A 24,848-nucleotide genomic window follows, 5' to 3' on the forward strand; every position below is an offset into this window, starting at 1 on the left:
TAGTCTCGCTACGGGAAAAATTCTGGAAAATGGGTCTGCTTGGCTGGACGCAGAACGCTGTGGTTATTCAGCCGGCATTTCTGAAGCCTCTCCAAGACAAACAGCTTGCCTTCGCGCACGCTGTCTTCGAGCGGCTTCGGCTTCGCCAGATGCGCCGCAATCGCGCTGGCCAGCATGCAACCTGTCCCGCGCATCGATGTGGCAAGGCGCGGTGCATCGAAGCGGATGGGTTCGTGCCCGGAGCGTAACAGAATATCGGTCGACCGGGTTCCCGACGCATGCCCACCCTTGATCAGCAGGGCTTGAGGGCCGGCGGCCAGCAGTCTTTTTCCTTGTTGGAGCGCTCCGTCCTCATCCACTGCCAGTTCGGAGCCACTAAGGAGCGCCAGTTCAGGGAGGTTGGGCGTGACAATGCAGCAAAGCGGCATAAGATCGCGCTTCATGGCAGCGATAGCGCCTGCTTGCAGAAGTGCGCGGCCTGAGGTGGAGGCCAGCACAGGGTCGAGTACTGCGGGGACATGCGGAAATTTGCGCAGCACTGCGGCAACGGCAACAATGATCTTGGCAGTCGCCAGCATGCCGATCTTGATTGTGGCCACGTCGTTGGCCTGCAGCGCGGCGCACATCTGATTGGCCACCAGGCTAGGTGGCGAATAATAGATTTCGATCACGGCGTCATGCGTTTGCACCGTTAGCGCTGTGACGGCGAGACAGGTGCGCACGCCAATGGCAGAGATCGTCTCGATATCGCGTGCAATTCCAGCACCGCCACTGGAGTCCGATCCACCGACGACAAGCACATGTGGTTCTCGCCTCAGCGCCATTGGTCCGTCTTTTCGATCCATTCTCGCGTGCGCGCCTCGGGGTCGTCGTTGAGCGTGATGTCGGTCACCACCGCCGCGCTGTCCGCGCCAGCCGCAAAGACACCGTCGAGCCGCTCAGGGTTGAGGCCACCAATGGCGACCAATTGAAACGGCGCGACCTGGCGCTTCCATTCGCTGATCCGTTCGACCCCTTGCGGCGCCCATTTCATCTTCTTCAGGATGGTCGGATAGATGGGTCCAAGCGCTATGTAGTCAGGCTCGGCGGCCATCGCCGTTTCCAGCTCCTGATGATCATGTGTGCTCAGTCCGAGCCTTACGCCGGCTGCCCGTATCGCCAAGAGGTCAGCGGTCTGCAAATCCTCCTGGCCGAGATGTATGAAGTCGCAGCCTTCCTCGATTGCCAGGCGCCAGTGGTCGTTGACGATGAGTTGGCACTGGTATCGAGCACACAAGGCCTTCGCGGTGCGGATCTCCGCGCGCAACCCAGCCTCATCCACGGTCTTGATGCGCAGTTGCAGAAGCCGGACTCCGAGTGGGACCAGCCGTTCGATCCAGGCAGCGCTGTCGACGATCAGATAAAAGGGATCGAGCTTCATGAAAAAACGGCCCTGCCGACCATCGGTGTCGATGGCACGGCGACGTCGCGCGGTTCGAGCATTCCCGAACTGAACGCCTCACGACCGGCGTCGACCGCCTTACCGAAAGCACGCGCCATGCCGACCGGATATGCCGCCTTGGCGACCGCTGTGTTCAGGAGCACGGCGTCAAAGCCGAGTTCCATGACGGTGGCCGCGTGCGACGGCCGTCCGAGCCCCGCATCCACAATCAGCGGGACGCCAGGGAAATATCCGCGCATCGAGCGCAGCGCCGTCATGTTGACCGGTCCCAAGGCGGAACCGATCGGTGCGCACCACGGCATCAGGACCTTGCAGCCCGTTTCCAGCAGCCGCTCGGCGACAACGAGATCGTCGGTGGTATAGGGGAATACCGCAAAGCCGTCCTCGCACAGGATGCGGGCGGCTTCAACCAGACCGAACACATCCGGCTGTAGCGTGTCGTGATTGCCGATCACTTCGAGCTTGATCCAGTTGGTGCCGAAGACCTCGCGCGCCATTTTCGCGGTGGTGACGGCTTCCTTGACGGAGAGGCAGCCGGCGGTATTGGGCAGGATTCTGGCGCCCAGCGAGCGGATCAACGACCAGAATTGTTCGCCGGCTCTACCGCCCGCCATCTCACGCCGCAACGAGACGGTCACCACCGACGTGCCCGACGCCTTGACTGCATCGGCAAGGATGGCCGGCGAAGGATATTGAGCGGTGCCGAGAAGCAGGCGCGACGAAAGCTCGGTTCCATAAAGCTCCAACATGCTAGCCGCCCTGCATGGGCGAGAGGATTTCGATCCGGTCGCCGTCGCTCAACTGGAACTCCGTGCGGTTGGCTTTGTGCACGAGGTCGCCGTTGACGGCGGTGGCGAGCCAATCGCCCTCATAGTCGAGCGCGGCAAGCAACTCGGCCAGCGTGGTGGCGGCAATCTCACGCGCCTCGCCGTTGACCATCAGTTTCATGAGCATGCTCCTTGGTTCTGTCTTGACTGAAAACCAGGCCGGCAGCCTGGCGCGCCATGGCGGGGGCGAGGAGAAAACCGTGACGATAAAGACCGTTGATCGCGATGATCTCACCGTCTGTTTCGACGCGTGGCAAATTGTCGGGAAATGCCGGACGGACACCCACACCGGTTTCAACGATCTCGGCCTCACCAAAGGCCGGATGGAGGGCATGGGCGGCGCCCAGCAGCTCCATCATGGAACGCGCCGTCACCGGTCCGGCGCTCTGGCTTTCAATCATCGTCGCTCCGATCATGAAACGGTGATCGGTGCGCGGCACGGCATAAAGCGGAAAGCGTGGATGAAGCAAACGGACCGGCCGCGACAGCGAGACATCAGGCGTGCGAAGGATCAGCATTTCGCCGCGAACACCGCGCAGCCTGTCATCGGCCGCTGCCATTCCCATGCAGTCTATCTGACGGGCGAAACCCGAAACAGGCCGGGCGTCGCAGCCGAAGTGGAATTTGACACCCATGGTCGCAAGGTTGTCATGAAGTGCCGCCATCGCCTGGCGTGGGTCGAGGTGAGCCTCGTTGGGGAAGAGCAATCCACGCCGGAAGCGGCCGGCGAGGTCGGGTTCCAGGAGCGCAATTTCGTTTTCATCGACGCGCCTATGCCCTGACGTGCGACTGGCGAACCGGTCAAGCTCACCGGCATCACGCGGCGCGGCCACGACCAATGTCCCGGCCCGTGTCACCTGACCCGACAGCACCGCATCCCACCAGTCGGCAGCGTCGCGTCCGAGATCCAGCACCGGCTGCTCCGCGCTTTCGCGCTCGCACCATGGCGCCAGCATGCCGCCGGCGAACCACGACGCGTTGCCGCCAAGGCCATGCCGCATCTCGGCGACTGTGACCGTCGCGCCGCGGGCGGCGAGTTCGAAAGCGACGGTGAGGCCGGCAACGCCGGCCCCTTTGACGAGCACCCTCATGATGGTTTGGGAGCCTCCGGCACGACCGGTACGCCAGTCTCGTCCGCCGGCATGTAGAGATCGCCGCCCTCCCGGTATTTTGCCGCCATTGCCGCCATGCCTTCCTTCTGAGCCTCGGCACGGATGTCGTGGGAAATGCGCATGGAGCAGAATTTCGGCCCGCACATCGAACAGAAATGTGCCAGCTTGTGCGCCTCCTTGGGCAAGGTCTGGTCGTGGAAGGACCGTGCGGTTTCGGGGTCGAGCGACAGGTTGAACTGGTCCTCCCAGCGGAACTCGAAGCGCGCGCGCGAAAGGGCATCATCCCTGGTTTTCGCTGCCGGATGGCCCTTCGCCAGATCGGCTGCATGGGCGGCTATCTTGTAAGTGATCACCCCAATCTTGACGTCGTTGCGGTCGGGAAGGCCGAGATGCTCTTTCGGCGTGACGTAGCAAAGCATTGCGGTGCCGAACCAGCCTATCATGGCGGCACCTATCCCTGAGGTGATGTGGTCATAGCCCGGCGCGATGTCGGTCGTCAGCGGCCCCAACGTGTAGAACGGCGCCTCACCGCACACTGCGAGCTGCTTGTCCATGTTCTGCCTGATCTTGTGCATGGGGACATGGCCCGGGCCTTCGATCATCACCTGGCAGTCCTTTGCCCAGGCAATCTTGGTGAGTTCTCCAAGTGTTTCCAGTTCGGCGAATTGCGCCGCGTCGTTCGCATCGGCGATTGAACCGGGACGAAGGCCGTCGCCGAGCGAGAAGGAAACGTCATAGGCTCTGGCGATGTCGCAGATCTCCTCGAAATGCTCGTAGAGGAAGCTCTCCCGGTGATGGTGCAGGCACCATTTGGCCATGATCGAGCCGCCGCGCGAGACGATGCCCGTGACCCGGTCGACGGTCAGCGGTATGTAGTGCAGCCGCACGCCGGCGTGGATGGTGAAATAGTCGACGCCTTGCTCGGCCTGCTCGATCAGCGTGTCGCGATAGACCTCCCAGTTGAGGTCCTCGGCGATGCCGCCGACCTTTTCGAGCGCCTGATAGAGCGGCACCGTGCCGATCGGCACCGGTGCATTGCGCACGATCCAGTCGCGGATGTTGTGGATGTTGCGGCCGGTCGACAGGTCCATCACCGTATCGGCGCCCCAGCGGATCGCCCACACCATCTTTTCGACCTCTTCGGCCATCGACGATGTGACAGCCGAGTTACCGATGTTGGCGTTGATCTTCACCAGGAAATTTCGCCCGATGATCATCGGTTCGCTCTCGGGATGATTGATGTTGGCGGGAATGATTGCGCGTCCGCGCGCCACCTCGTCGCGCACGAATTCGGGTGTGACGAAATCTGGGATCGCCGCGCCGAAGGCTTCGCCGTCGCGTTGCAGCTTGCCGCGCATCACCTCGCGGCCGAGATTCTCGCGGATGGCTACGAACTCCATTTCTGGCGTGATGATGCCGGCGCGCGCATAGGCAAGTTGGGTCACCGCCTTGCCCTGCTTGGCCTTGAGCGGCCGATTGCGTATCGGAAATTCCGGTGTCAGGCGCTCGCCGGTGGCGAATCCATTGTCTTCCGGCCGGACGTGGCGGCCGTCATAGGCTTCGACATCGCAACGCGCCGTGACCCATTCGTGGCGAAGCCGGGCAAGGCCTTTTTCGATGCTGGTTTGGACTGATGGATCGGTGTAGGGGCCGGACGGATCGTAGACGGTGACGGGCGGTTCGCCGGCCGTCGGATGGACGGAAATCTCGCGCATCGGCACCCTGATCTGCGGGTAGAGGACGCCGGGCTTGTGGATTTTCCGCGAGGCGGGCAGTGGTCCCGTCGACACGGCGGGGGTGAGGGCATTCATCGTGAGGCTCCTTTGCTCATGCATTGGAGACCCAGTTCTGTGCCGGAAGGATGAAAAGACGCTTCTGTAGACCTGCTGCAGCAGGACCTCGGGCGTAAACTCCCGCAAAGCGCTTGCACCGTCCCTACGCCAGTATGAACTGGATCAGGTTCAACGGGTCACTGCGCCGCGAAAGCCAGCAGTATCTCAGCCCCTTACCGGGACTCCCCTGGTGAATGCCTCAAGTTGAATGGGCCGGTGCTGCTTTGTCAAGCGCCTTCGGGCGCCTTCGGGCGCCTTCGGCCGGTGGCGACGTCCGGCGGCCGGCCGAGCGGAGAGCTCGCGCATGCATCGGGGACAAGTCACGCCCCGTAGACCAGGGCTGGAATGGCCAAAGTCTCATTCGCTTCGTGAAGGATGGAAAAACTGTATCGGCCATGTGCGTCGAGATCGACCGAGTAGCTCAGGCGGTCACGGATGTGGTTATCCTGGTCGAAGGCGACGATTTGCGGCTTCAGCGAGGTGATTTGCACCACGTCCAGGTAGATGGAGTTGCAGATATGATCTGGTCGTCGGGCTGGCAGGTGCAAGCGGCCGCTCTATTCAGGATGCGGCATCGGCGGCGTTCCCGATACCAATGATATCTTGCGGGCAACTTATGCAATCACCGGCTTCGTAAAACCCGACGGCGGCGGCCGTGTCCTGGCGCTGAGGATGTGCCGCTGTTCCAGCAGAGAAATCGCGTGGGCGCGGAGTTTTCGCTCTGCGAGGAAGAGTTGACGCAATCGTTTAGCTTGCTTGCAGTTCGTAGAGACCCGCCTTTGAAAGCAACTAAGCTATTGCATTGATATGTTGGTGCGCGATCGATCGCTACATAGCCGGCCGCCATTATCCGAGTATTGATCCGCCGGTGTTCGTGTTGCCGTATATGGCAATCCCTGCGAGATCGTCGCGGCCGGATCGGCCGCACCCTCTAGTCATAAAAGGGGAAGCGACCGAGAATTCCGCTGCCGAAAACTTCTCTGGCTTGGCTATGCATGCGGTAGATGAGATCGCCGCCTACCGCGACCTGGTCGAGGAAGGCATCGACGCCCAGTTCGGACAGCCTGGTTATCGCAATGCGTTAGCGGCTCAGACTTGCGGTCTCGAGAGCGGCCTTTGGGGGTCACCTCTTTTTTGTTTCAGAGGTTGGAAGACGGCTGCTCGTTACCCAATAGAAATGGCGACTACGGAACGCGATCGATCGCGGCCATCAGGAAACACCTGTCTTCGGCTCAACCTCGACATGGCGTCCGATCGACCGCAGATATACAGCTATCTCGTCCATGAGATGATCGCGTTCGCCGTAGATCTCAGCAATCCTGCGCAGCTGTGGCTCGACGGACCTCCGTTGCGCCGGCGTCAAATCAGCATCGCCAAAGACATATCCCAAGTTGCCAATCGCGCAAATGTTGCAGCCGGCCTCCACAACTGCTTGCACGAATGCCGGAATGTCTTTTTCTTGCATAGTCTTCATGTCGAACCTCTCGTGAATGGCGTGCTTGCGCGCCCATGCTGCCTTTTCAGCGTGTCCTCTGGGCGGCGCAAGCCTTGAGCGTAATTGTGCCGGGCAACCTCGACTATCCCGTCTGCCACGCTCTTTAGAGTCGGTGGGGTCTGGTGATTGCAGGCTGGGCCACTCAAAAGCCTGCAAGAAGAAAGTCATGGCGACCATTGCTCAAGATCGCGAGGGTGCGTGCAAGACCTTCCGTTGGCAGTCATGCACGCTCACCCAGCAACTGGGTATTGAGCAACTGGGTCTCACGTCGCGGGTCTCGTGTGCTTCACAGCCGAAAATAAGGTACCACCGTGGCTATTCTCAAGTGCAGGCTACCTCTTCAGGACACGGCGGAGTGCCTTCCGACGCACCCCTGGTGCAACGTGCGACCTAACGAGACACATCTCGTTCGCGTTCCCTCGACCTTTCTTCGTATTGCTGCTTGCCCTGCGATTTCAGGCCCTCTGCTAGCTTCTCGGCCGCTCTTTGGCCTGCAATGTCACTATTCAAGATCATATCCGACATCCCTGGATGGTCATAACCGTAATGCGCATGCAGTTTCCCTCACGAGCAGCGCCTATCCGTCGATTAGTTCGTCTTCCGGAACCCGAAGCCCTTTTTATCCGGCGTACCTATCCACCATTCAACCGGTATACCTTTCCCAACTTTGGCGGACCATTTACCTCAGGCATGATCATCTCGCGTGACATTTTTTTTTGGCGCCATCATCGCACGTGGCATTTTCTAAAAACCAAGACGTGTCAATTTGTAAAATCAAGGATGCGGCCGCGCCCGTTGCGAGGATTTGCAGGTAGCTCTTCAGCCCCAACACGATGTGTGAGGCGGCGGTGGAAAAGGCAACCGACGGCGTCGACGCGTCCTTTGATGATCGCAAGCGATATGCTTCGTCGCGAGCCCAGATTGCGGTCTCGGGCACAAGGCGAGATCACAGTTCTGCGATCTGTGGTAACGCGAGCCCGCAAAGCGCCGCTGCGGCCACCGCTTTTGGAATCTGGACGAGATTCGTCGTCGTCTGAGATCAGTTGATCGAGCAGTTCGCGCGCGCGGGACGCGCTTGCGGTGCAGTCTCTCCCGCGAGCTCGCCCGTGACCTTCTCATCGACGACATCCGAGAGCTGCGCGGACGGCCCTATGACCTCGTCGCTGTCGCCGGCGGCTGGAAGCACCTGACACGGCCGGCCTATGCCGATGCCATCCGCGCCTGCGGAAGCAGCGGGCGTGCCGTGGACCTGACGTGGTCGGACGTGCTGATGCTGATGTGCATCGGCACTTCCAGCCGATTACCCGCGCCGAATTGTCGTCGGTTTTCGGGAAGTAATCAGTCGCGACCTGATCGGCCATCTGCGGCACCGGCCTGATCGCGTCGAACCCGCGCAGTCCGACGCCCGGCGCTCCCTACACCTATGTGACGACAAAAGCGTCCTGCTCGAGTTCGGCCTCGACACGCTTCGCGATCTCCCGGACTGCGAGGCGCTCGAGGATGCCGGGCTGCTGAGCAGAGATGAGCTGCTTGCTGGTGAAATTATGCCAGAGTTGGCTAGTGGCCATGAGGATGCGGGTTTGGATACGGAGGAATAGCTTGGCGCTGCAGACGCTGTGGCCACCGGGCTTGCGAGTGCTTCCAGCTTTCCATAGCGAATCTAGCGCGCCCAAGGGCGTCCGAAATTTGTAGGCAAATTTCGGACATGGACACGGTCAGCGACGTCAAGCAGGCAGCGGTATGCGGCCTCTGCACCGCTGTCGCCCAAAAATTCGTGGCCATGGGCAAGCCCCACTTGAGACCCCCAGAGAGAACGCTCGTGAGCGATGGAAACGGTTTTGGTCCAAAGCTTGATACAGATGGCCTGCAGATGGGTGTAGGGTTTCAAAGCGCTCGAAGACGCGCCTTCGCAGAGTTAAAAGTCCGCGACGAACTCGTGTGTCGTTTGTCGCCAACTGCAAATTCGATAGTTAGCGCAATTATACTGCGCCGAGTCTGCCATCTCGAGCCCCAAGGGTTTGTGAGGCCTCTCGGCTCACCACCGCCTTTGCTAACCGCCGTGATTCCAAAGACGCGTGCCTTTACGGAGGGGGTCAAACGGCCTATATTATTCTTTATAAGGAGAAGAATAATGGGCACACTTGCTCGCATCTACACCCCCGCAGAGGCAGCCGCCGTCAGCGGGATAGGAATCAAGGCCGTGCACAATGCGATCGACAAACGCATTGTCGATACTGTGCCAAGCACTGCTCGGCGCATCGGTGGGGTCGTCCGACGGGCATTGACCGGCGAGGATTTGCTGCGGCTCAAGCTTTGGTATGGCGTGGGTGCGACATTGCCCGCTGATCGTCGCTACCGCCTGTTCGAGGAAATCAAAGCTGCCCCAAGGGCCAAGACCGTAAGGGCCGACGACCTGCTGATCGTCGACGTCGCCGAGGCACGTAAACAGCTCAAAGCGCGCATCGTGGATCTTGATGAAGCGGAGGCCGCCATCGGCCGCGTTAAAGGGGTGATGGGCGGAGAGCCTGTCTTCAAAGGAACCCGCATCCCTGTTCGTATGATCACGACGATGCTAGCGCAGGGCGCAGATGAAGCGGAGGTTCTGGAGGGATATCCGAAGCTAACGCCGCGCGTGATTGAGCTCGCCAGAATGTGGGTCGCCGCGCACCCGGTTCGTGGGCGGCCTAAGAAGCTGGTCGAGCAGGGCGTGAAAATAAAGTCGTCGAAGCGCGTGGTTTTGAAGGGCGACCCAGGTCCGTCGGCCAGGTCGAGACGCGTGTGACCTCGTGAGGTTTCTGATCGATGAGTGCCTGCACACGTCTCTGGTTGCGGTAGCCCAAGAACGCGGACATGAAGCAAACCACGTCAACTGGCTTGGGCTAAGCGGCGAAACCGACTGGGACCTCATGCCGCTCATTATCGATGAGGATTTCACCTTCGTCACCAACAATGCTAAGGACTTCAGGAAGCTCTATGCCAAAGAACCGGTTCACGCCGGCCTGATTATCGTCGTCCCTCAGGTCGGGCCTGAAAAACAGAGAGAGCTCTTCGATGCTCTCCTCGAGGATCTTGGCCCAGAGGAATTCCTGATTAATGAAGTTATCGAAATCGAGATCGAAAACGGCATTGCAATCGTAACACGATACGATCTGCCGTCGCCCTAGCTGAGGCTGCGCGATCTCCGCTTATGACCGACCCGGTTGCCAGTCGCTCATCTGCAAAATGTTACCGCCGAGTTTTGCAAACGCGCGTTGGCGGCAGGAGAAAACGAGAATCTGCTGATCGTGTGATTGACGATGCAAAGCGTCGAACATGCGCTCGATGCGGTCGTCATCGGAATAAACCAAAGCGTCATCCAGGATAACCGGTGTGGGTCGGCCGTCGCGGGCAAGCAAACGGGCGAAGGCCAGACGTGTCAGAACCGAAAGCTGTTCTCGCATGCCGCCACTCAACCTATCGACATCCTCATCCTGACCATTGCGGCGAACGGTCTGTGGCAACAGTGTGTTCTCGTCGAACACTATGGAGATGTCATCGAATAGCAATCCAAGCAGCGGTCGCAGCTCGGACATGACCGGCTTCAGATAAAGATCGCGTGCCGTCGAGCGCGCAGCGACCAGCGTCGTGCGCAGCCGGTCGAGGACGGCTTTTTCGAATTCGAAGCGTCTCGCTCGCTCTCCAGCGATTTCCAATTTTTCTGTGGCCTCGCGCAAAGCTTCTTCCACCGCGTCGTCGGACCGAGTGCGAATATGGCCATTGAGATCGGCCAGGGTTACACGCAACTGACTTGCTTCCTGTGTGGCGGCATCCTGAACCGAACGGGCGCGGCGCAGAACGGCTTCAGCGCTGGTGAGATCGCGAGCGCCGTCGCGCAGGGGAGCAGCGCGCATTTCGGCCGCTTCGCGCAGCTTTTGTCGTGCGGTGGCCTCGGTGAGCAGCAAGCGCCCCTTTTCCTCGCGCGCTGCATCGGGTCCCAATATGACCTCGAGGCTGGTCAGTTCCGCCTGGATGGTGACATAAGCCGTCTCCGCAGCCATGACAGCCTCGTCGGCATGGCTGCGCAAAGGCAAGGCCTCGCGCACGCTGTTGCGTGTTGTCGCCACACGCTGCTCGGCTGCGGCATGATGTTGCCGGATCTGTTCTGGATCGACTTTGAGTTCGAGGTCCCCGGCCCCGAGGGCACTCAGACGAGCAAGCTCCTCGTGTAATTGCTGTATCCCCTTGGGCGCGAGATCGGCAAGTCGCTGACGCGCCAAGCCCAGTTCGGTAGCTTTGTCGCGCGCTTCCACTAGGCGCTGGCGTGCCGTCCTGAGGCTATCGACACCGAGGGACGCAAGCAGGCTGCGGTGCTTCGCTTCGGCGTCTTCGATGGTCCGGTCGGCCTGCTGCGGCCGATTCGATCGCAGGGTCAAGGCTCCGATGCCGGCAATATCCAGGCGTACGGTGCCAGCAAAGCTTTGGTCTTCTGCATGGGGCAAGGGCTTGGCATCGATGGTCACCAAATCGGCGGCGCCGTCCCGGTATTCCATGCATAGCGTCGGCAGGGTTGCCAGGTGAGCTGCACGAAGGCTGGCGATCTCGATTTCGAGCGCCTGGAGTTGCTCGACAGCTTGTTCCGGCACCGCCAGCATCGCCAGTGCTGCCTCTCCATCTTCGATCTGGGTTCTGGCGACTTCGGCTTGTTTCAACCGGTTGTCCGAGCCGGCCAGTTGTTCGGCAGCGTCACGCGCCAAAAGAGTCGCATCCAGCCGCGCGAGCAATTCGCGTGCTTCGCGCTCTTCCAGTTCGGCTGCTTGAACTTCGCCCATCGCTTGTTCGTTTTCGGCAATGGCAGAAGCGCGCCGATCGAGAACCTCACTGCGGCGAAGCTGCGCAATCGTCGACTGCTGGCGCAAATCCGTGGCTCGTTTGAGCGCGGTCCGAAAACTATCGAGGGCCTGCTGCGCCGCGTCGTGGTGAATTGCGGCAAGGGCAGCTTCCGCCTCGGCGGCTTTCAAGGCTTCGCTGTGCGATTTGGCGGCCTCGACTGCGGCTTCCGCGGCCGAGATGGCTTCCCGCCGAGTGGCGCCTTCTTCGGGGTTTTCAAGCTCAGACAGACGCGCCAACGCCATGCGCCGCTTGTCGAGCGAATCGCGCAGACCGGTGACTTCGGCGCTGAGACGCTGCTCGTCTTTCACCAGCTTGTCACGCTCGTCGAGCGCTGCCGCATAGAGACCGCCGCTCTTGGGACGCAGCGTTGACGTAACCAGGCTATAGAGTTCTTCTTCACATGCCGCGGCGATTTCGGCCATGCGTCGCCCGCCGGTCAGGGCTTCAACTTCCCCCTGAACCGAGGACAGTAGGCTTTCGCGCACGCGTTTTTCGCCGTCCTCCTCGCTTTTGCTGCGCCTTTCGATGCCGGTGACCCCTTGGCGAACCCAGAGCAATCCTGCCGGTCCTGCGCTTCCGCCATGGATTAGTTTGCCGATAAAGGCTTCGGCCTCATCGGCTTGAGCCAACAGTCGCCCGCCGTCGAGGTCAATAACGCTGGCCAGCCTGCCGCCATAAAACTGCTTGGCAAGTCGATAGCGTCCTTCTGAAGTGGTGATGTCGGCCTCCACCACCGGATTGCCCCCACTGTAAGGCCGCAACAGTCGCACGCCTTCGGGTGTGCCCGTGTGAGGCTGGAAAAAGAGTGCGTGCAGCGCTTCGAAGAAGGTTGATTTGCCGAACTCATTGACCGCGCAAAGCACGTTGACGCCGTCGCCGATGTTTTCGATGGCGACGCCTTGCCCGGCGAACCGTTTGACGTTGTGGAGCCGAAGGGCCGTAAGTTTCATGATCCCATCGCCTCGCAATAGCTGAACAACCGAACCAGTGCTTCTCGCGATATGTCGCGTTCGACAGCCGACCGGGTTTCGTCGCTGCTTTCATCCAACAGTGCCTGCGCTGCCTCGCGAAGGGCACCAGAGCGGTCGATCCGATCCAAATCGCCACTTTCGCAGTCGGTCGCGAGCCCGTCCCCGTCCAGTTCCAGATAGGCGAAGTCGGGCGCGGCTACCGCGATCGCCGCTTGAAGGATCGTTCGCCCACTTAACCGCACCCGGCCAGACGCGGCAATTCGCAGCAAAGTCTGACGCCGCAGATGAGCCGGTGGAAGCAACGCTTCAAATGCCGCGGCGCTGTCGTCGCCAGACAGCAGATGCAGGGGAGCGGTTTTCCAGGAAAAGCTAGCTGTTTCAACGGCCACGATCTCGGGCACGGCGCCAGGCCCGGCAATGGAAACGACAAGGGCCTGACCGGGTGTATCATGCTTGAAACGGTCAGGTTCGGGCGCACCGCTATAACGGCTGCGCTCATTGATGGTGACGGGTCCGTGCCAGTCGCCAAGTGCCAGATAATCGAGGCCGGCCTTAGTCGCGCGATCTGGTGCAATGACATCGGACGCTGCTGAATCTTCGGAAAAGTTCTGAATAGCGCCATGAGCAAGGCCGAGCCGGATGGCGCCTTGCGGCGTCGCGGCGCTGTTCATCCACTCGGTAAGGTCGCGACCGGGTCTGCGGGTGGTGCAAGGTGCAGGCAGCAGCGCCACGTCCGCGCCAATGGTCAGGGTTTCGGGCCGCGTCGCCAGCAGGACATTGTCCGGCACAACGCTGTCCGCTGCACTCCACAATTGATCAGCCAACAGGGAATCATGGTTGCCAGGCAGCAATATCCAGCGCAGAGGCGCGCTCTGGCTCATCTCGGCCATGGCCTGCCGCAACATCGCTGAAGTGGGCGTTTCGGTATCGAACGTATCGCCGGCCAGAAGTATGGTGGATGCACCATGGACGCGTGCCTGCTCTGCCAGCCGGCTGATCGCGCCATGGCGCGCTTCACGGAGCCGCCCGCGCAGATCCTCTGGCATGTTGCCGAACCGCTTGCCGATATGAAGATCGGAGCTGTGGATGAATCGAAACATGGAGTCTCCGAGACTATGTCGATGCCAGGTTGCGCTGGGCGCGATCGATGGCTTCATCCAGCCGGGAGCGTGAAATCGCCGCAAGTCGCTCGACACCGAGCAGACGTGCAAGGTCGAGAGCGGGGTCGGACTGTTCCAGAATGTCCTCGTTCGCAACGACGACAGCGGCCAGCTCGGCGATTGGAATGTCGGCAATGGACCGGCGGGCATCGGCATCGAACGGCATGCGATAATCAAGCAGGTCGACCACCGTCCCTCTCTTCCATAGGAAGCTGCCGCTGGATTCTTCAGTTCTATCGAACTCGCGCAGATGCAGGTCGATCCGCTCCCGAATCTTGTTGCCCGTTCTGAGCCAGCCATGCGCCCGTGCGATGCGCTGCGCAAGGACGTCATCTCGCAGAGGTCCTTCCTGCTCGATCACCGCGTCGACCATGGACCGCAGCGTGCCTCGGTAGACGAAGTCATAAAACTGATCCGGGCTGGTGGAAAATCCGGTTAGATCAGTCAGGCGATAACGGCCGCCCGTCGGTACGGTATCATGCGTCGAATGCGCGGCCGCAGGCAAAATTCCTGCAGATGCCGATGGGCGCTCTCCCGTCGCGAGGGGAGCGGCGACAAGTTCTGGCTCTGATTTTATCGACGGATGTTCCGGTTCGCCGGCCGATGCTAGGTCTTCGGCTGGCAATGGGTCCATGGGGTCGACCTTATGTCCCATGTCCCAATGGATCGCGGCTTCACTTTCCTGTTGTTCAGCCTGTTTGCGACGGCTTTCCTCGAGCAGCGCGGCCAGGCTGGCATGAAGCCTCTCGGTGCAACCTTCGAGATCAAACCACCAATCGGTTGACCATACCCGGACAATGTTCCACCCGAGGCCGCGCAGGACCTGCTCGCGGACCTTGTCTCGATCTCGCGCCGTGGCAGAACTGTGATAGGTCGCGCCGTCGCATTCGACCCCAGCCAGATAGGCGCCGGCGAGATCGGGATGCCGGATCCCTATATCCACTCGAAAGCCCGAAATGCCGACTTGAGGAACGATGGTCCATCCGCGCTTCTCAAGCTCGGCAGCGACGGCCTCCTCGAAAGGGGATTCCAGGGCTCCGACCGATCCGCGTTCCTGCGCTGGCAATGCCACAGCGCCGCGTTCGGCAAAATCGAGAAAGGCTTTGAGATGCTGTACGCCGATCGCTTTGGTTCGGTTGGGGTCGATCTGGTCGGCGGCAAAACCTGAAAATACGATCAGTTCCTGCCGCGCACGCGTCACCGCGACATTCAGCCGGCGTTCGCCGCCGTCCCGATTCAGCGCGCCGAAATCCATGCTGCGCTTGCCGGCATTATCTTGCGAAAAGGTGATCGAAAACAGGATTATGTCACGCTCGTCCCCTTGGACATTTTCCAGATTCTTGACGATGGCGGGCTCAATACGCTCGTCGGCAAAGAACCATTCAAGCTCCGGCTCTGTCTGGCGTGCCTTGTCGAAAAGGTCGAGGATGAGCGACTGCTGTTGCGCGTTGAAAGTGATGACTCCGAGCGTGGGTCGGTCCTTTTCCGGTAGGGCCAGCCAACGCCGCATCCTGCTGACCGCCTCGTCGGTTACCGCTTGGGCTTCGATTCGATTGGTGCGGCTTTTGCCACGGTCATAGATGCCGGTCGTGATTTTTCGCAGCTGAACTGCCCGATCTTCCACCGTTGGCGAAGGGAATGTGATGAGCCGGTTCTGATAGTAGTGATGGTTGGAAAAGGCGATCAGCGACTCATTGCGGCTACGATAATGCCAGCGCAGGTCACGTACCGGGATGCCGGCCGCTTTGGCTTCGTCGAGAATGCTCTCAAGATCCTTTTCGTGTTCGACGACTTCCTCGTCCTCCTCGTTGCGGCCAAAGAAATTGGTGGGCGGCAACTGCTTGGGATCGCCTACGATTATGGTTTGATGGGCTCGCGCGATGGCACCGACGGCGTCCCAGGTGGTGATCTGCGATGCTTCGTCGAAAATCACCACGTCGAACAGGGCTTGGTCGGGCGGTAGATATTGAGCGATTGAAAGAGGGGACATCAGCATGCACGGCGCGAGCTTGGCAAAGCTCGTCGGCATCGCGCCAATCATCTCGCGGATTGACCGGCTGGGCCGCTGCAATTCCATCTGATGGCGCAACAGGCCCAACTCGGAATTGCGCGGGACGCCTTGCACAGCCGGCAAACCATGAGCGATGGCACTGATGACGCGAAGGCTTGCTTGAGCGCGGACAAGATCGTCGATTTCCCGGAAATCTTCGATGGCGTGCTCGTGCTGGAAGCGACGGAAATTCCGCAGCACCGGATCGGCATCCAGCGTGGCCGGCAGCCACCAGCGTACATAGGCCAGGCGGAACGCGGATTGAGCTTCAGCTGGTCGCACTAGACCCGCCTCGATATCGTCGACCAACGCTCCCAGATTGTGACTGACAGCCCTGCGACGAATGCCGCACCACGAAGTCCAGTCCCGGAGAAGATGACGGGCGTCGAGCAAGTCTCCCATCGCAGTCGTCAATTCGGTCAGCGGGTTATCATGTTCTGCCCAAGAAGGCGTCTTTCCAGCAGGGATCGCAAATTGGGTCTTGGCAGCCTCGAATGCTGCAGAAGCCGCAAGGAAGCGGGCTGCCCCATAGCGCATCGTGCTATCTGCTGCACCGCTTCGCAGGCTCGGGGCGGTTGCTTGCAGGAGCGCTTTGAAATCCTCCGTGCCGAGGCCGGGCAGGCGTAGCGTCTGTCGAAGCCTTTCGGCCATCGAGAGTATCTGATCGATACGGTGGGTGTCGGTATCAAGTGCGGCAAATCCGATCGGCTTCCCAGATAGGATGTTGGCTTCGACAGTGGCCCGGCGGTCCTGCATCAGGCGCAACAGCAGCAAGTCGTGCTGAGGATCGGCTACCCCCTCTGTGACATAGCCTTGAAGCAGCTTCTGGACTTTGCGTTTGCCCAACTGACTGTTTGGCCAGAATGCAGAAGCGGCCTGCTGCCATTGCTGCTCTATGTCCTCCACCCGTATGCGCGCAACGGCAGCCTCGTCATAGCGGGCCGACAGGTCCTTGCGAGACTTGCGATAGTCTCCGATTGCCTCATTGAGAGTGGCGAGGGCTCCCCGCAACTGGGCGAAATCTCGATCAAAGACAATGCTGACGTCATAGCCGGCACTGTCCTGGAGTGCCGCTGCTAGTTTTCGCAGCGCTTCGAGCTCCGCTTTTGACGCGTCGCCTTTGGCGCGCAGGCCGATGCTCACCAGGAAGGCGTCGAGTGCGGTCGCTAGAACCTCGGACGCATTCTTGAGGGTCTTTGCCCCTTCGAGCAAATTGTCCTGCCAGCCTGACGTCCACTCGGTGACATCTATAAGACGCAAGACCGACCGCATCTCCACCGACTGAAATGCGAGACCTGTTTCGGCGGCAATATGCTCCAGCGCCAGCCGGTTTGCCTCGTCATGGGAATCGCGCGATGGCCAGGACAATCTCGGAGCGTGCTGCCGCTTGTTCTTGAGAGCGATGCCGAGCGCCAGATAAGGCGTCAGACCATTGACATGGTGCCGATGCAGCGCTTCGACATAGGCATTCAGTTCGTCGCGACGGACGCGAAGCCGCTCGTTGATCGCAATCCACTCCGCTGCGTCCACGCGCACGCCGCTTTCCCAGCTGATCCTGAGCTGGGTGAGAAAGTTGCGTCGGTCCGCCTTGCTGGAATGGAGTTCGAGACAATGCGCGCCCAGGCCATGTTCGCGCAGGCGGCGATACACCACATCGAGCGCCGCCGTCTTCTCGGCCACAAACAGCACGGTTTTGCCAACTGAAAGACAGTTGGCAATCATGTTGGCAATGGTCTGGCTCTTGCCAGTGCCGGGAGGACCGATGATGACAAAATCGCGACCCTCAGCGGCGGCAAGACTTGCGGCGGTCTGTGAGGAGTCGGCCGGCAGCAGCAAAACCATGTCGGACGGGGCATAGTGCCGGTCGAGTTCGCGCTCGTCGCGGAATGATGCGCCATTGCCCTCGAAAGCTATCTCCGGCGTGTCGATCAGATGGCGCACGACACGGTTTTCGCGCAGCGCATCGGTACGCTCGACCAGATCCTTCCACATGAGAAACTTGGCGAAGGAAAAGGTCGACAGCGCCGTCTCGTCCACCACCTCCATGCCGGGGACGTCGCGCACTGCCTGGCGCATAAGACCGAGCAGCCTCGGCACATCAACGCCGCTTTCGTCCTCGGGCAGCTCACCGGAAAACTGTGGCAGTTTGAGCTCGAAGTCGCGTTCGAGAAACTGCAACAAGGTTGCGTTGAATCGCGGTTCATCTTCATGGAAGCGCAAGGTAAAATGCGATGTTGCGCTGCGGCGCTCGATTTTGACCGGTACGAGCAGCAATGGCGCGCGATAGCTGCGCTCGTCCTCGGCCTTCTTCTTCCAGCGCAGGAAGCCGACCGCCAGGAAGAGCGTATTCGCGCCGCCCTCGGCAAAATCGTTGCGCACTTGCCGGTAAAGATCGATCAGCCGGGATTCCAATTGACGCCCATCGAGCGTCGACGGGAGCTCGTCGCGCAGAAGCGCTTCCGCGGCAAAGCCACGCTGGAGGTCACGTCCGTGCACCTCGCGATAGAGGACAGCATCCCGCTCGCCCAGTGGATTCTGTTCGGGGAGCGAAATCAGCCGGATCGAAGCGCCTGCCATCAGACGGTCCTCGAGGTAGCCGACGTCAGTACAAAGAAACGGAATTGTCTTCTTGGAGTCCGGAAAATTGAGCAGGCGGTTCCGCAGTGTCAAATCGAGGAGCTTTTTCTGCCAGCGGTCGATCCGTCCGGCCGCTGTCGTCGGCTTTACCTCGACGATCTCGACCGGCAGGGCTACCACGGCCGGTGCGGCTGGCAACGGCAACGCGATTTCGGTTGCCGCCTCTGCATCCACGCTGCGGCGCGTCGGTTCGTGCGAAGCAAGCGGTGTGATGCCGCCGCTGCGCGAGCGGCGTATATCGATGGCTGCGACAAAGGTGGCTACCTGCGTTTCGTCGAGCCGCTGTTCGATTGCGTGTTGGGCAGCCTCCAACGTCATCGCCGGCCGATGCGTCACGCCTGTCGTCTCAAACACGATGAGTTCGCGCGATGCCAGCGCCTTGCGGACCTCCATGGCATCGGGTTCAATGGCGTTGGCGAGCGTCCTTTGTGTCATCCAGACGCCGACGGCCGCGTGTCCCTGAAACATCAAAACGACGGGATGCAAGCCCGTCGCCTCCAGGGCGGACGCGAATAACAGACTGGTATCGAGACAGGTTGCCAGCTTTTCTGCCGTAATAATTGAGGGACGTCGAATTTTTTGGCCGCGGCTTTCGAAGCTCGCAGGTGGCTCTGCATAATGCAGCGATAGGCCAGCAATGGCCGAATAAATTGCGGCCGCCAGCATGAATGCGCGTTGCGGATTGCCGCTTTGATAGCCATCGAGGCTGGAAGGATGACCATGCGCTGCGAGCAGCTCCGCTGCGGAACGCAGCAGTCCTGCGATCGCCGGGTCGTTCGGCATGACGAATGCGGCGAGCAATTGCGCCATATCGACGACGCCACCCCATTCGTCGCGGGCAAGCAGGCGCACCGCAACGCGCTGCTCGGCCAGCACTGCGCCTCCTGAGGTTAGGCGCAACGTTATCTCCCCGCGCTCAGCCTCGTTGAGACCGGCCAGATAGCCGGCGTCGAGATCGATTTTTCGATCGCTTAAGGGAAGCCGGTCGCCAGCAACGATCCGATCAATTGTCCAGCTTTTGGCGCGCAAAAAAGGGGGGTTCGATGTCAGCTCGAGAGTGCATTTTTCGAAACCCTGCTGGGTCGGGTTGTTGAGCGCGATAGACCGGATCACCGGAATAGCATTTTGGAAGGACGCATATGTAAAGCTGGCGGCGATGTCCGCCACGACTTCTATTACGGGCGCGGCTGATATACCGGCAGCATCGCCAGTCTCCGAACTCGTTTCCATACCCCATCCCCTATTTTCATTTACGATAGAACTTTGCCGCCAGAATTTGAAAGTAAATTCTCGGTATGGTCGCCGCTTATGTCCAGCAGCATAGATTTCTAAAAGTGTTACCGCCCAGATAACGGTCGAAATGGAGACAGGCGATAATCGGTCGTCACGATTGGAGGGGATCCAAAAGTCGCGGAAATCGGAGCGCCGGCGCACGCTGCTGAAACCCAAGACGGGCAGGACGTCATCCGCAAATGTGTGGCGGTCCGGGCGCCATGGACCAAGCGTTGCGCGCCTATCGCGAGCGCTGTCGTGGCGCCTATCGCGGACTCGGACCCAGCCCGACAGTGACGGCGAACCTCGATCGGCCTATCGGTGAGGCGGTCGAATTCCGCCCATAGACTATCGAAAGGCACGCACTTCCAGCTCTATCTCCTCGTACGCGTTGCCGGCTACCTAAATTCGTGCGCGCGGTCCAATGCCTTTGATTGCTGATGTCGTTGTGGAGACGTTTGATCGCTGAAGCATTTGTTTGCTGACCTAGCGGCGCGGGGGGAGGTCATTTATTGGGTACATCTCCAGCACTCTATGTGCGATCGCGAGGAAAATTTGTCCAGACAAGCGAATTCATCGAATCTGGACTAATCAATAAGTATAATGATGGTAAGATTCGGGGGGCAGGAATGGCCGAGGTTGGACTTTTGGAATGGGCGGATAAGCAGCCCGACTGGATTAGGGATGCCTTAAGAAGACACGCCGCGCGGCCGGGCTTCAACCTCGAGCAGGAGGATAAGGCCGGTGTAACAGCTCGGGTCCGCCACGTCGGTGGATTTACCGCTGATCTGCCCGAATGCTCTCCGCTCTCGGCGGAGCATTTGAGGGCCAACAGTTCGAACGAGCCGCGCGCGGTGCTTTGCTCACTCGGCCCCGTCAAGCATTTGAACCGCCTCGCCGAAGAGCAGCAACTGCGTTTCGCCACCGATGGCATCACCATTATCTACGGCGACAATGGAAGCGGAAAGAGCGGCTATTGCCGGATCGCGAAGAAGCTTTGCCGTAGTCTGACGGCGGATGATCTTCTTGGCAACGTGTTCGAGATCGGCACCAAACCGCCAGCCGAAGTGCTTGTCCGGTTTCTCGAAGAGGGTGCTACGGAACCGACCCCCATAACCTGGAAGGACGGAACGCTGCCCCCCGCGTCAATTGCACGGATCTCCGTTTTCGACTCCGCGAACGCTCGCCTCTACGTCGATAAGCAAAACCGTATCGGTTTTCTGCCCGCAGCCATCGCGCTTCTCGAAAGCCATGGACGTCACCGCACCGAGCTCGAAGCCGACTTCCGGGAAGAAATCAAAGCGATCGAAAAGAACCTAAAGACACCATTGCCGAGTGGGTACACAGCTGCCGGCGCGGTCGTAAAGCTGCTGGCTCGTCTCGAAATCAAGTCAAAGGACGTGATGCCTTCCGCAGCCGAAATCAAAAACCTCGCTGCCCTCTCAGAGCAGGACATGGCTGATCTCGCTGGCCTCGAACAGGCTCTGGCAAGCGACCCTTCAACGATGGCGACAAAGCGTCGGCGTGCCAAGGCGGCCTTGGAAAAACTGCTGACTGCATCTGAACAGATCGACGCGGCTCTCTCAGCGGCGGCCCTCGAGATTTATCGCAATCTATATGCAACAGCCGATTCTACAGCGCAGGCTGCACAACTTGCCGCCTCAGGAGCGTTCGCGACTATGCCGTTGAGCGGCGTTGGGCTTTCTCCCTGGCGGTATATGTTCGACCATGCACGAGCCTATTTAGCGAGCGTCACTGGCATCGATCATCAGCACTTGCCAGATCAGGAAGGCGATCGTTGCATGCTCTGCCAGGAGCCGATGACGGCGGACGCCGCGGGGCGGATCCAATCCTTCAATGACTTCGTAACGGGCGCCGCAAATAAGGCGGCGCAAGTCGCATCTATTGCCCATGAAGAGGCCCTGCGCCAAATCAAAGGACTCACCATTGCGACCGGGGAGGCGGTTGAGGCGGCTCTCGGAGAGTTTGGCGATCTGTCCGCCGCACGCAAGGCGATGGTGGCCCTGATCTCGGCATATTATGTCGAGGCAGGTAAAAGGCGTGATGCAATTGTCGTTGCGGCTGCGCTGTCCGAGTACGCTGCGTTCCCGCAACTTGCGGCGCCAGTTGCATCGAAACTCCGAACGGAGGCGGAGGCGCTAGAGGCCGAAGCGCTGACGGACGACAAGGCAGCGGCCGACGACGGGAACCGCGCTACCGATCGAGCTCGTCGCGATACACTCAAGGATCGGAAAAAACTGGGCGACGATCTCACCATCGTTCTCGCGCGCTTGGCGAATCTCGAAGAGCGGCGCAAGCTTCTCTCATGCTGCGATGCTGTCGAAACAGGCTCGGTGTCACGGCAGATGACGTCGCTTCGACGAAGCCTCGTCATGCAGGATCTCGAAAAGCGCGTCGTCGCCGAGATTGAGACTCTGGCGTTAACGCACATCCCGTTCGCAGTTAATGATCGTAGTCAAGATGGGCAGAGCTATTTCGAGGTCGGGCTCAACGCGGCAAAAGCGATCTCAAACAGCAAGGTCTTAAGCGAAGGAGAGCAGCGCGCGCTTGCCCTGGCCTGTTTCTTAGCCGAGGTCGGAGGAGACACATCGCGTCAAGGCATGATCATCGACGACCCCGTGTCATCTCTCGACCATGTTCGGATCAGGCGGGTCGCGGCAAGGCTCGTAAAAGAAGCGGCCACAGGACGTCAGATTATTATTTTCACCCATAATCTTCTGTTCTTCAACGAGGTGGTTGACGCAGCTGCGCAGGCCAATCCGCCGATTCCCCTTGTTCGAAACTACATCAACAAGTCCGAATCTGCCGGTTTTGGCTTGATTAGCGAAACTGACGAGCCGTGGATCGCACAGTCTGTCACGAAGCGCATCGAGACTCTCAAGACGCGCCTGAAGAGCTTCGACGGCGCCACTGATTTCACCACCGATGCTTGGCGAAGGTCAGCGAAGGATTTCTACAGCGATCTTCGGGAAACCTGGGAGAGGCTCGTTGAAGAAATCCTGCTCGGTAAAGTCGTCGAGCGATTTAACAGCGATGTCAAGACACAGAGCCTGAAGGGTGTGGTGGTCGAGGACGAAGACCACAAGCGAATCTATTGGGCCATGAAGCGAGTTTCGGAGCGTTCTGGACATGACATGGCGTCCGCCAAGGCCATTCCAGTTCCAACACCAAACGATATGAAGAGCGATCTTGATGGAATTGACCAATATCGTATCGACACCACCAAACGAAAAAAGGATGCCGAAAAGCGCCGGATTGAATTCGAACAGCCTCCCAAGGCGACTGTACTCTAGCCTAATGACTATTGTCGTGTATTACTGGCCCTCACTGGCTTCATCCTGCTGCGCATGCCGGTGTCCGCCTGCCGCGGGCGAAGCCGACGTGACGAGGAAGTATCGCGAGGGCGCCAAGCCATCAATGGCTGTGCGCTCGCTCTTCATCTTGGATTTCAGCGCCGAGAAGCCTGACCGCTGGTAGTGCTTCGCCTGCACAATGTCGCCGCCGGCAAGGGCATGTCGACCATCCATCGCGTCGTCCGGTCCCTCGGGAAAGGCCTCGAAACGCTTGTCGATCTCGCGACCTACGAGGTCGCGGGCCAAATCCTCAAACTCGTTATGGGACAAACTCGAGAAATCATAAGCCATGCGCCCAGATTGAGTGCCCATTTGGTGGGCAGACAAGCAACCGGGGGCACAATTGCGTCGTGCCTCTCCATTACCAACAAAAAGATAAACGCGCTTTCCAGGCGATGCGGTCGGATGATCGTTTCGCGCTTGGCAAAAGCGAACGGATTAGTCTATGGCTCTCGGCGGGGGGGCGAGTTATGCGACGGGTGCGAATCCTTCAAGTAGGCGATATTCACTATCCGGATTGGCATCCTTCCTCTAGCAACATCGATGCCAAGGATAGCAAGTTCGCTCCGAAAATAACGCAGAAGCTACGCGCGTCTTCGCTGCGTGCCGTCTTGACGAAGCTTCGGCGGCTGACGACTTCGAAGCCCTTGGATTCGATCGCCTTCATGGGGGATTTCACGAGCCGTGGCGACAAGACTTTCATTGCTTCGGCATTCCAGCATTTCACGTTGCTCTGCCGCGCACAGGGGCGCAGTTCAAAGGCGCTTCCGTTGATATTCGTACCGGGAAATCACGATGTGAACCGTGATGACGCGCGCGAACTTGGACCGACTGAGAAATTCAGCGAAATGGCGAGTTTAGCCGCCCGCTTGGGTTGGCAGACCGTTCCCGTGGACCAACCCGTGCACTTCAGACTTCCGACAGGATCCGCAGGCGCAAACTTCATCCTCGTCAACACAGCGATAGGCAGTTGGGAGCTTCAGAACCTTCCCGCGTTCCTTCGTGATCGTCTCGAGGCACTCGGTCCTTCTACAGAACCTGTAGATCTCGGCTCGCCGGACACCTCGGGACATTCGCCCGCGACACCTCCCAGCGATCCAGACAAGGAGGCGTCCGACGACGAGTATTACGGTCAGATGGACACGCCATACATCTCGCGTGAGATGCTTGCAGGCCTACAGGAATTGCTCCAGCAGCCCGACATGCGTTACGGCATCATGATCGGCCATCACAATCTGCTGCCACAAAAGACTCCGCGCATTACGCCATACGCGGAGATGCTCAACAGCGGATTTGTCAGAACTCAGCTGCTGCAGGGCAACAAGCCTATCGTCTACCTGCATGGACACATACATGCCGATCCGGTCGAGATCGTCAACGATCCAAGGTTTCCGGACGGCAAATTGATCTGCATCTCAGCACCAGAGATACAGTCAGGTTTCAATGAGCTCGTCTTCTTCACGACCGATCAGGGAGAGCTCGTCGGCATCCGACTTATACCCTACCGCACCAATGTCGCCGACGGGACGGTCATGGAAGGCGAACATTGCTTCATCTCGACTATGTCCAACGGCAAGGCCTTTCTGAACAACGACACGTTTGACCTGATGCGCCGACTGCGCGACCATGCCACCAGGCGCGGGAATGGGTTACTCTTCTGGGACGAGATCACTGAGATTGCCGCCTCCGCCGAGCTCGGGCTAGATTTGGAAGACTCTCTTCTGATGCTCCAAGCGGCGCGCTTCGTCGAGATAGACGGCCTCACGAAGGCAAACTCGGCTTGGCGCATTAAGGTAAGGGACGAATAG

The 24,848-nt window shown here is 59.7% G+C and carries 16 protein-coding genes, 1 pseudogene and 1 riboswitch; of the genes and pseudogenes, 5 read left to right on the plus strand and 12 right to left on the minus strand.

Annotation, left to right across the window (positions count from 1 at the left end; all coding sequences use genetic code 11):
* Nucleotides 1-8: 8 nt before the first annotated feature.
* The 8 genes from EJ072_RS16465 to EJ072_RS37525 all read right to left on the minus strand — a co-directional run bounded on the left by EJ072_RS16465 (nt 9) and on the right by EJ072_RS37525 (nt 6,884).
* Entirely contained in the window at nt 9-824 is an 816-nt protein-coding gene (locus tag EJ072_RS16465; protein WP_126057617.1) for a hydroxymethylpyrimidine/phosphomethylpyrimidine kinase, read from the minus strand.
* Nucleotides 815-1,420 carry a thiamine phosphate synthase gene (locus EJ072_RS16470; RefSeq protein ID WP_126057618.1) on the minus strand — a complete coding sequence of 202 codons (606 nt, stop codon included), beginning with the start codon at nt 1,418-1,420 and terminating at the stop codon, nt 815-817. Before EJ072_RS16470 ends, EJ072_RS16465 begins: the two co-directional genes overlap by 10 nt.
* Nucleotides 1,417-2,190 carry a thiazole synthase gene (locus tag EJ072_RS16475; RefSeq protein WP_126057619.1) on the minus strand — a complete coding sequence of 258 codons (774 nt, stop codon included), beginning with the start codon at nt 2,188-2,190 and terminating at the stop codon, nt 1,417-1,419. The genes EJ072_RS16470 and EJ072_RS16475 overlap by 4 nt, the downstream gene beginning before the upstream one ends.
* A 1-nt stretch (nt 2,191) precedes the next feature.
* Nucleotides 2,192-2,389, minus strand: a complete 198-nt coding sequence (gene thiS / locus EJ072_RS16480; protein WP_126057620.1) for a sulfur carrier protein ThiS — start codon at nt 2,387-2,389, stop codon at nt 2,192-2,194.
* Nucleotides 2,358-3,359, minus strand: coding sequence for a glycine oxidase ThiO (gene thiO, locus EJ072_RS16485; RefSeq protein WP_126057621.1), 1,002 nt, complete (start codon nt 3,357-3,359; stop codon nt 2,358-2,360). Before thiO ends, thiS begins: the two co-directional genes overlap by 32 nt.
* Entirely contained in the window at nt 3,356-5,191 is a 1,836-nt protein-coding gene (thiC, locus tag EJ072_RS16490) for a phosphomethylpyrimidine synthase ThiC (protein ID WP_126063809.1), read from the minus strand. The genes thiO and thiC overlap by 4 nt, the downstream gene beginning before the upstream one ends.
* Before the next feature lie 103 nt (nt 5,192-5,294).
* Nucleotides 5,295-5,411: riboswitch (TPP riboswitch) on the minus strand.
* A 121-nt stretch (nt 5,412-5,532) separates the two neighbouring features.
* The gene (locus EJ072_RS16495; RefSeq protein WP_245454713.1) at nt 5,533-5,760 is read right to left on the minus strand and encodes a hypothetical protein; all 228 of its coding nucleotides are present in this window, start codon (nt 5,758-5,760) and stop codon (nt 5,533-5,535) included.
* Between the two features lie 662 nt (nt 5,761-6,422).
* Nucleotides 6,423-6,884, minus strand: coding sequence for a hypothetical protein (locus tag EJ072_RS37525; protein ID WP_306283303.1), 462 nt, complete (start codon nt 6,882-6,884; stop codon nt 6,423-6,425).
* A gap of 898 nt (nt 6,885-7,782) precedes the next feature.
* On the opposite strand from EJ072_RS37525, the pseudogene EJ072_RS36790 reads away from it, so the two are divergent.
* From EJ072_RS36790 to EJ072_RS16515, 3 genes and pseudogenes are all read left to right on the plus strand, one after another.
* A pseudogene (locus tag EJ072_RS36790) lies at nt 7,783-8,305 on the plus strand (SMC-Scp complex subunit ScpB).
* A gap of 533 nt (nt 8,306-8,838) precedes the next feature.
* A complete protein-coding gene (locus EJ072_RS16510; protein ID WP_126057624.1) occupies nt 8,839-9,489 on the plus strand; it encodes a DUF433 domain-containing protein in 651 nt (216 codons plus the stop codon).
* 4 nt (nt 9,490-9,493) lie between these two features.
* On the plus strand, nt 9,494-9,871 hold the full coding sequence (locus tag EJ072_RS16515; protein ID WP_126057625.1) for a DUF5615 family PIN-like protein: 378 nt from the start codon (nt 9,494-9,496) through the stop codon (nt 9,869-9,871).
* A 21-nt stretch (nt 9,872-9,892) separates the two neighbouring features.
* Here EJ072_RS16515 and EJ072_RS16520 read toward each other — a convergent pair whose 3' ends face one another.
* From EJ072_RS16520 to EJ072_RS16530, 3 genes are read right to left on the minus strand one after another with little or no spacing between them, the layout of a single operon-like run.
* Nucleotides 9,893-12,526 (minus strand): ATP-binding protein, encoded by a 2,634-nt coding sequence (locus tag EJ072_RS16520; RefSeq protein WP_126063810.1) that lies wholly within the window; start codon nt 12,524-12,526, stop codon nt 9,893-9,895.
* A complete protein-coding gene (locus tag EJ072_RS16525) occupies nt 12,523-13,647 on the minus strand; it encodes a DNA repair exonuclease (protein ID WP_126080602.1) in 1,125 nt (374 codons plus the stop codon). The genes EJ072_RS16520 and EJ072_RS16525 overlap by 4 nt, the downstream gene beginning before the upstream one ends.
* Before the next feature lie 13 nt (nt 13,648-13,660).
* Entirely contained in the window at nt 13,661-19,624 is a 5,964-nt protein-coding gene (locus EJ072_RS16530; protein ID WP_126057627.1) for a DUF3320 domain-containing protein, read from the minus strand.
* A 671-nt stretch (nt 19,625-20,295) separates the two neighbouring features.
* Between EJ072_RS16530 and EJ072_RS16535 the strand changes: the two genes are divergently transcribed.
* A complete protein-coding gene (locus EJ072_RS16535) occupies nt 20,296-22,980 on the plus strand; it encodes an AAA family ATPase (RefSeq protein WP_126063811.1) in 2,685 nt (894 codons plus the stop codon).
* Nucleotides 22,981-23,001: 21 nt separating this feature from the next.
* On the opposite strand, the gene EJ072_RS16540 is transcribed toward EJ072_RS16535, so the two are convergent.
* Nucleotides 23,002-23,331, minus strand: a complete 330-nt coding sequence (locus EJ072_RS16540) for a hypothetical protein (RefSeq protein ID WP_186815491.1) — start codon at nt 23,329-23,331, stop codon at nt 23,002-23,004.
* Nucleotides 23,332-23,390: 59 nt separating this feature from the next.
* On the opposite strand from EJ072_RS16540, the gene EJ072_RS16545 reads away from it, so the two are divergent.
* Nucleotides 23,391-24,848: a metallophosphoesterase gene (locus tag EJ072_RS16545; RefSeq protein WP_126057628.1), complete on the plus strand. Its 1,458-nt coding sequence runs from the start codon at nt 23,391-23,393 to the stop codon at nt 24,846-24,848.

Source organism: Mesorhizobium sp. M2A.F.Ca.ET.046.03.2.1 (genome assembly GCF_003952425.1).
Taxonomy (GTDB): domain Bacteria; phylum Pseudomonadota; class Alphaproteobacteria; order Rhizobiales; family Rhizobiaceae; genus Mesorhizobium.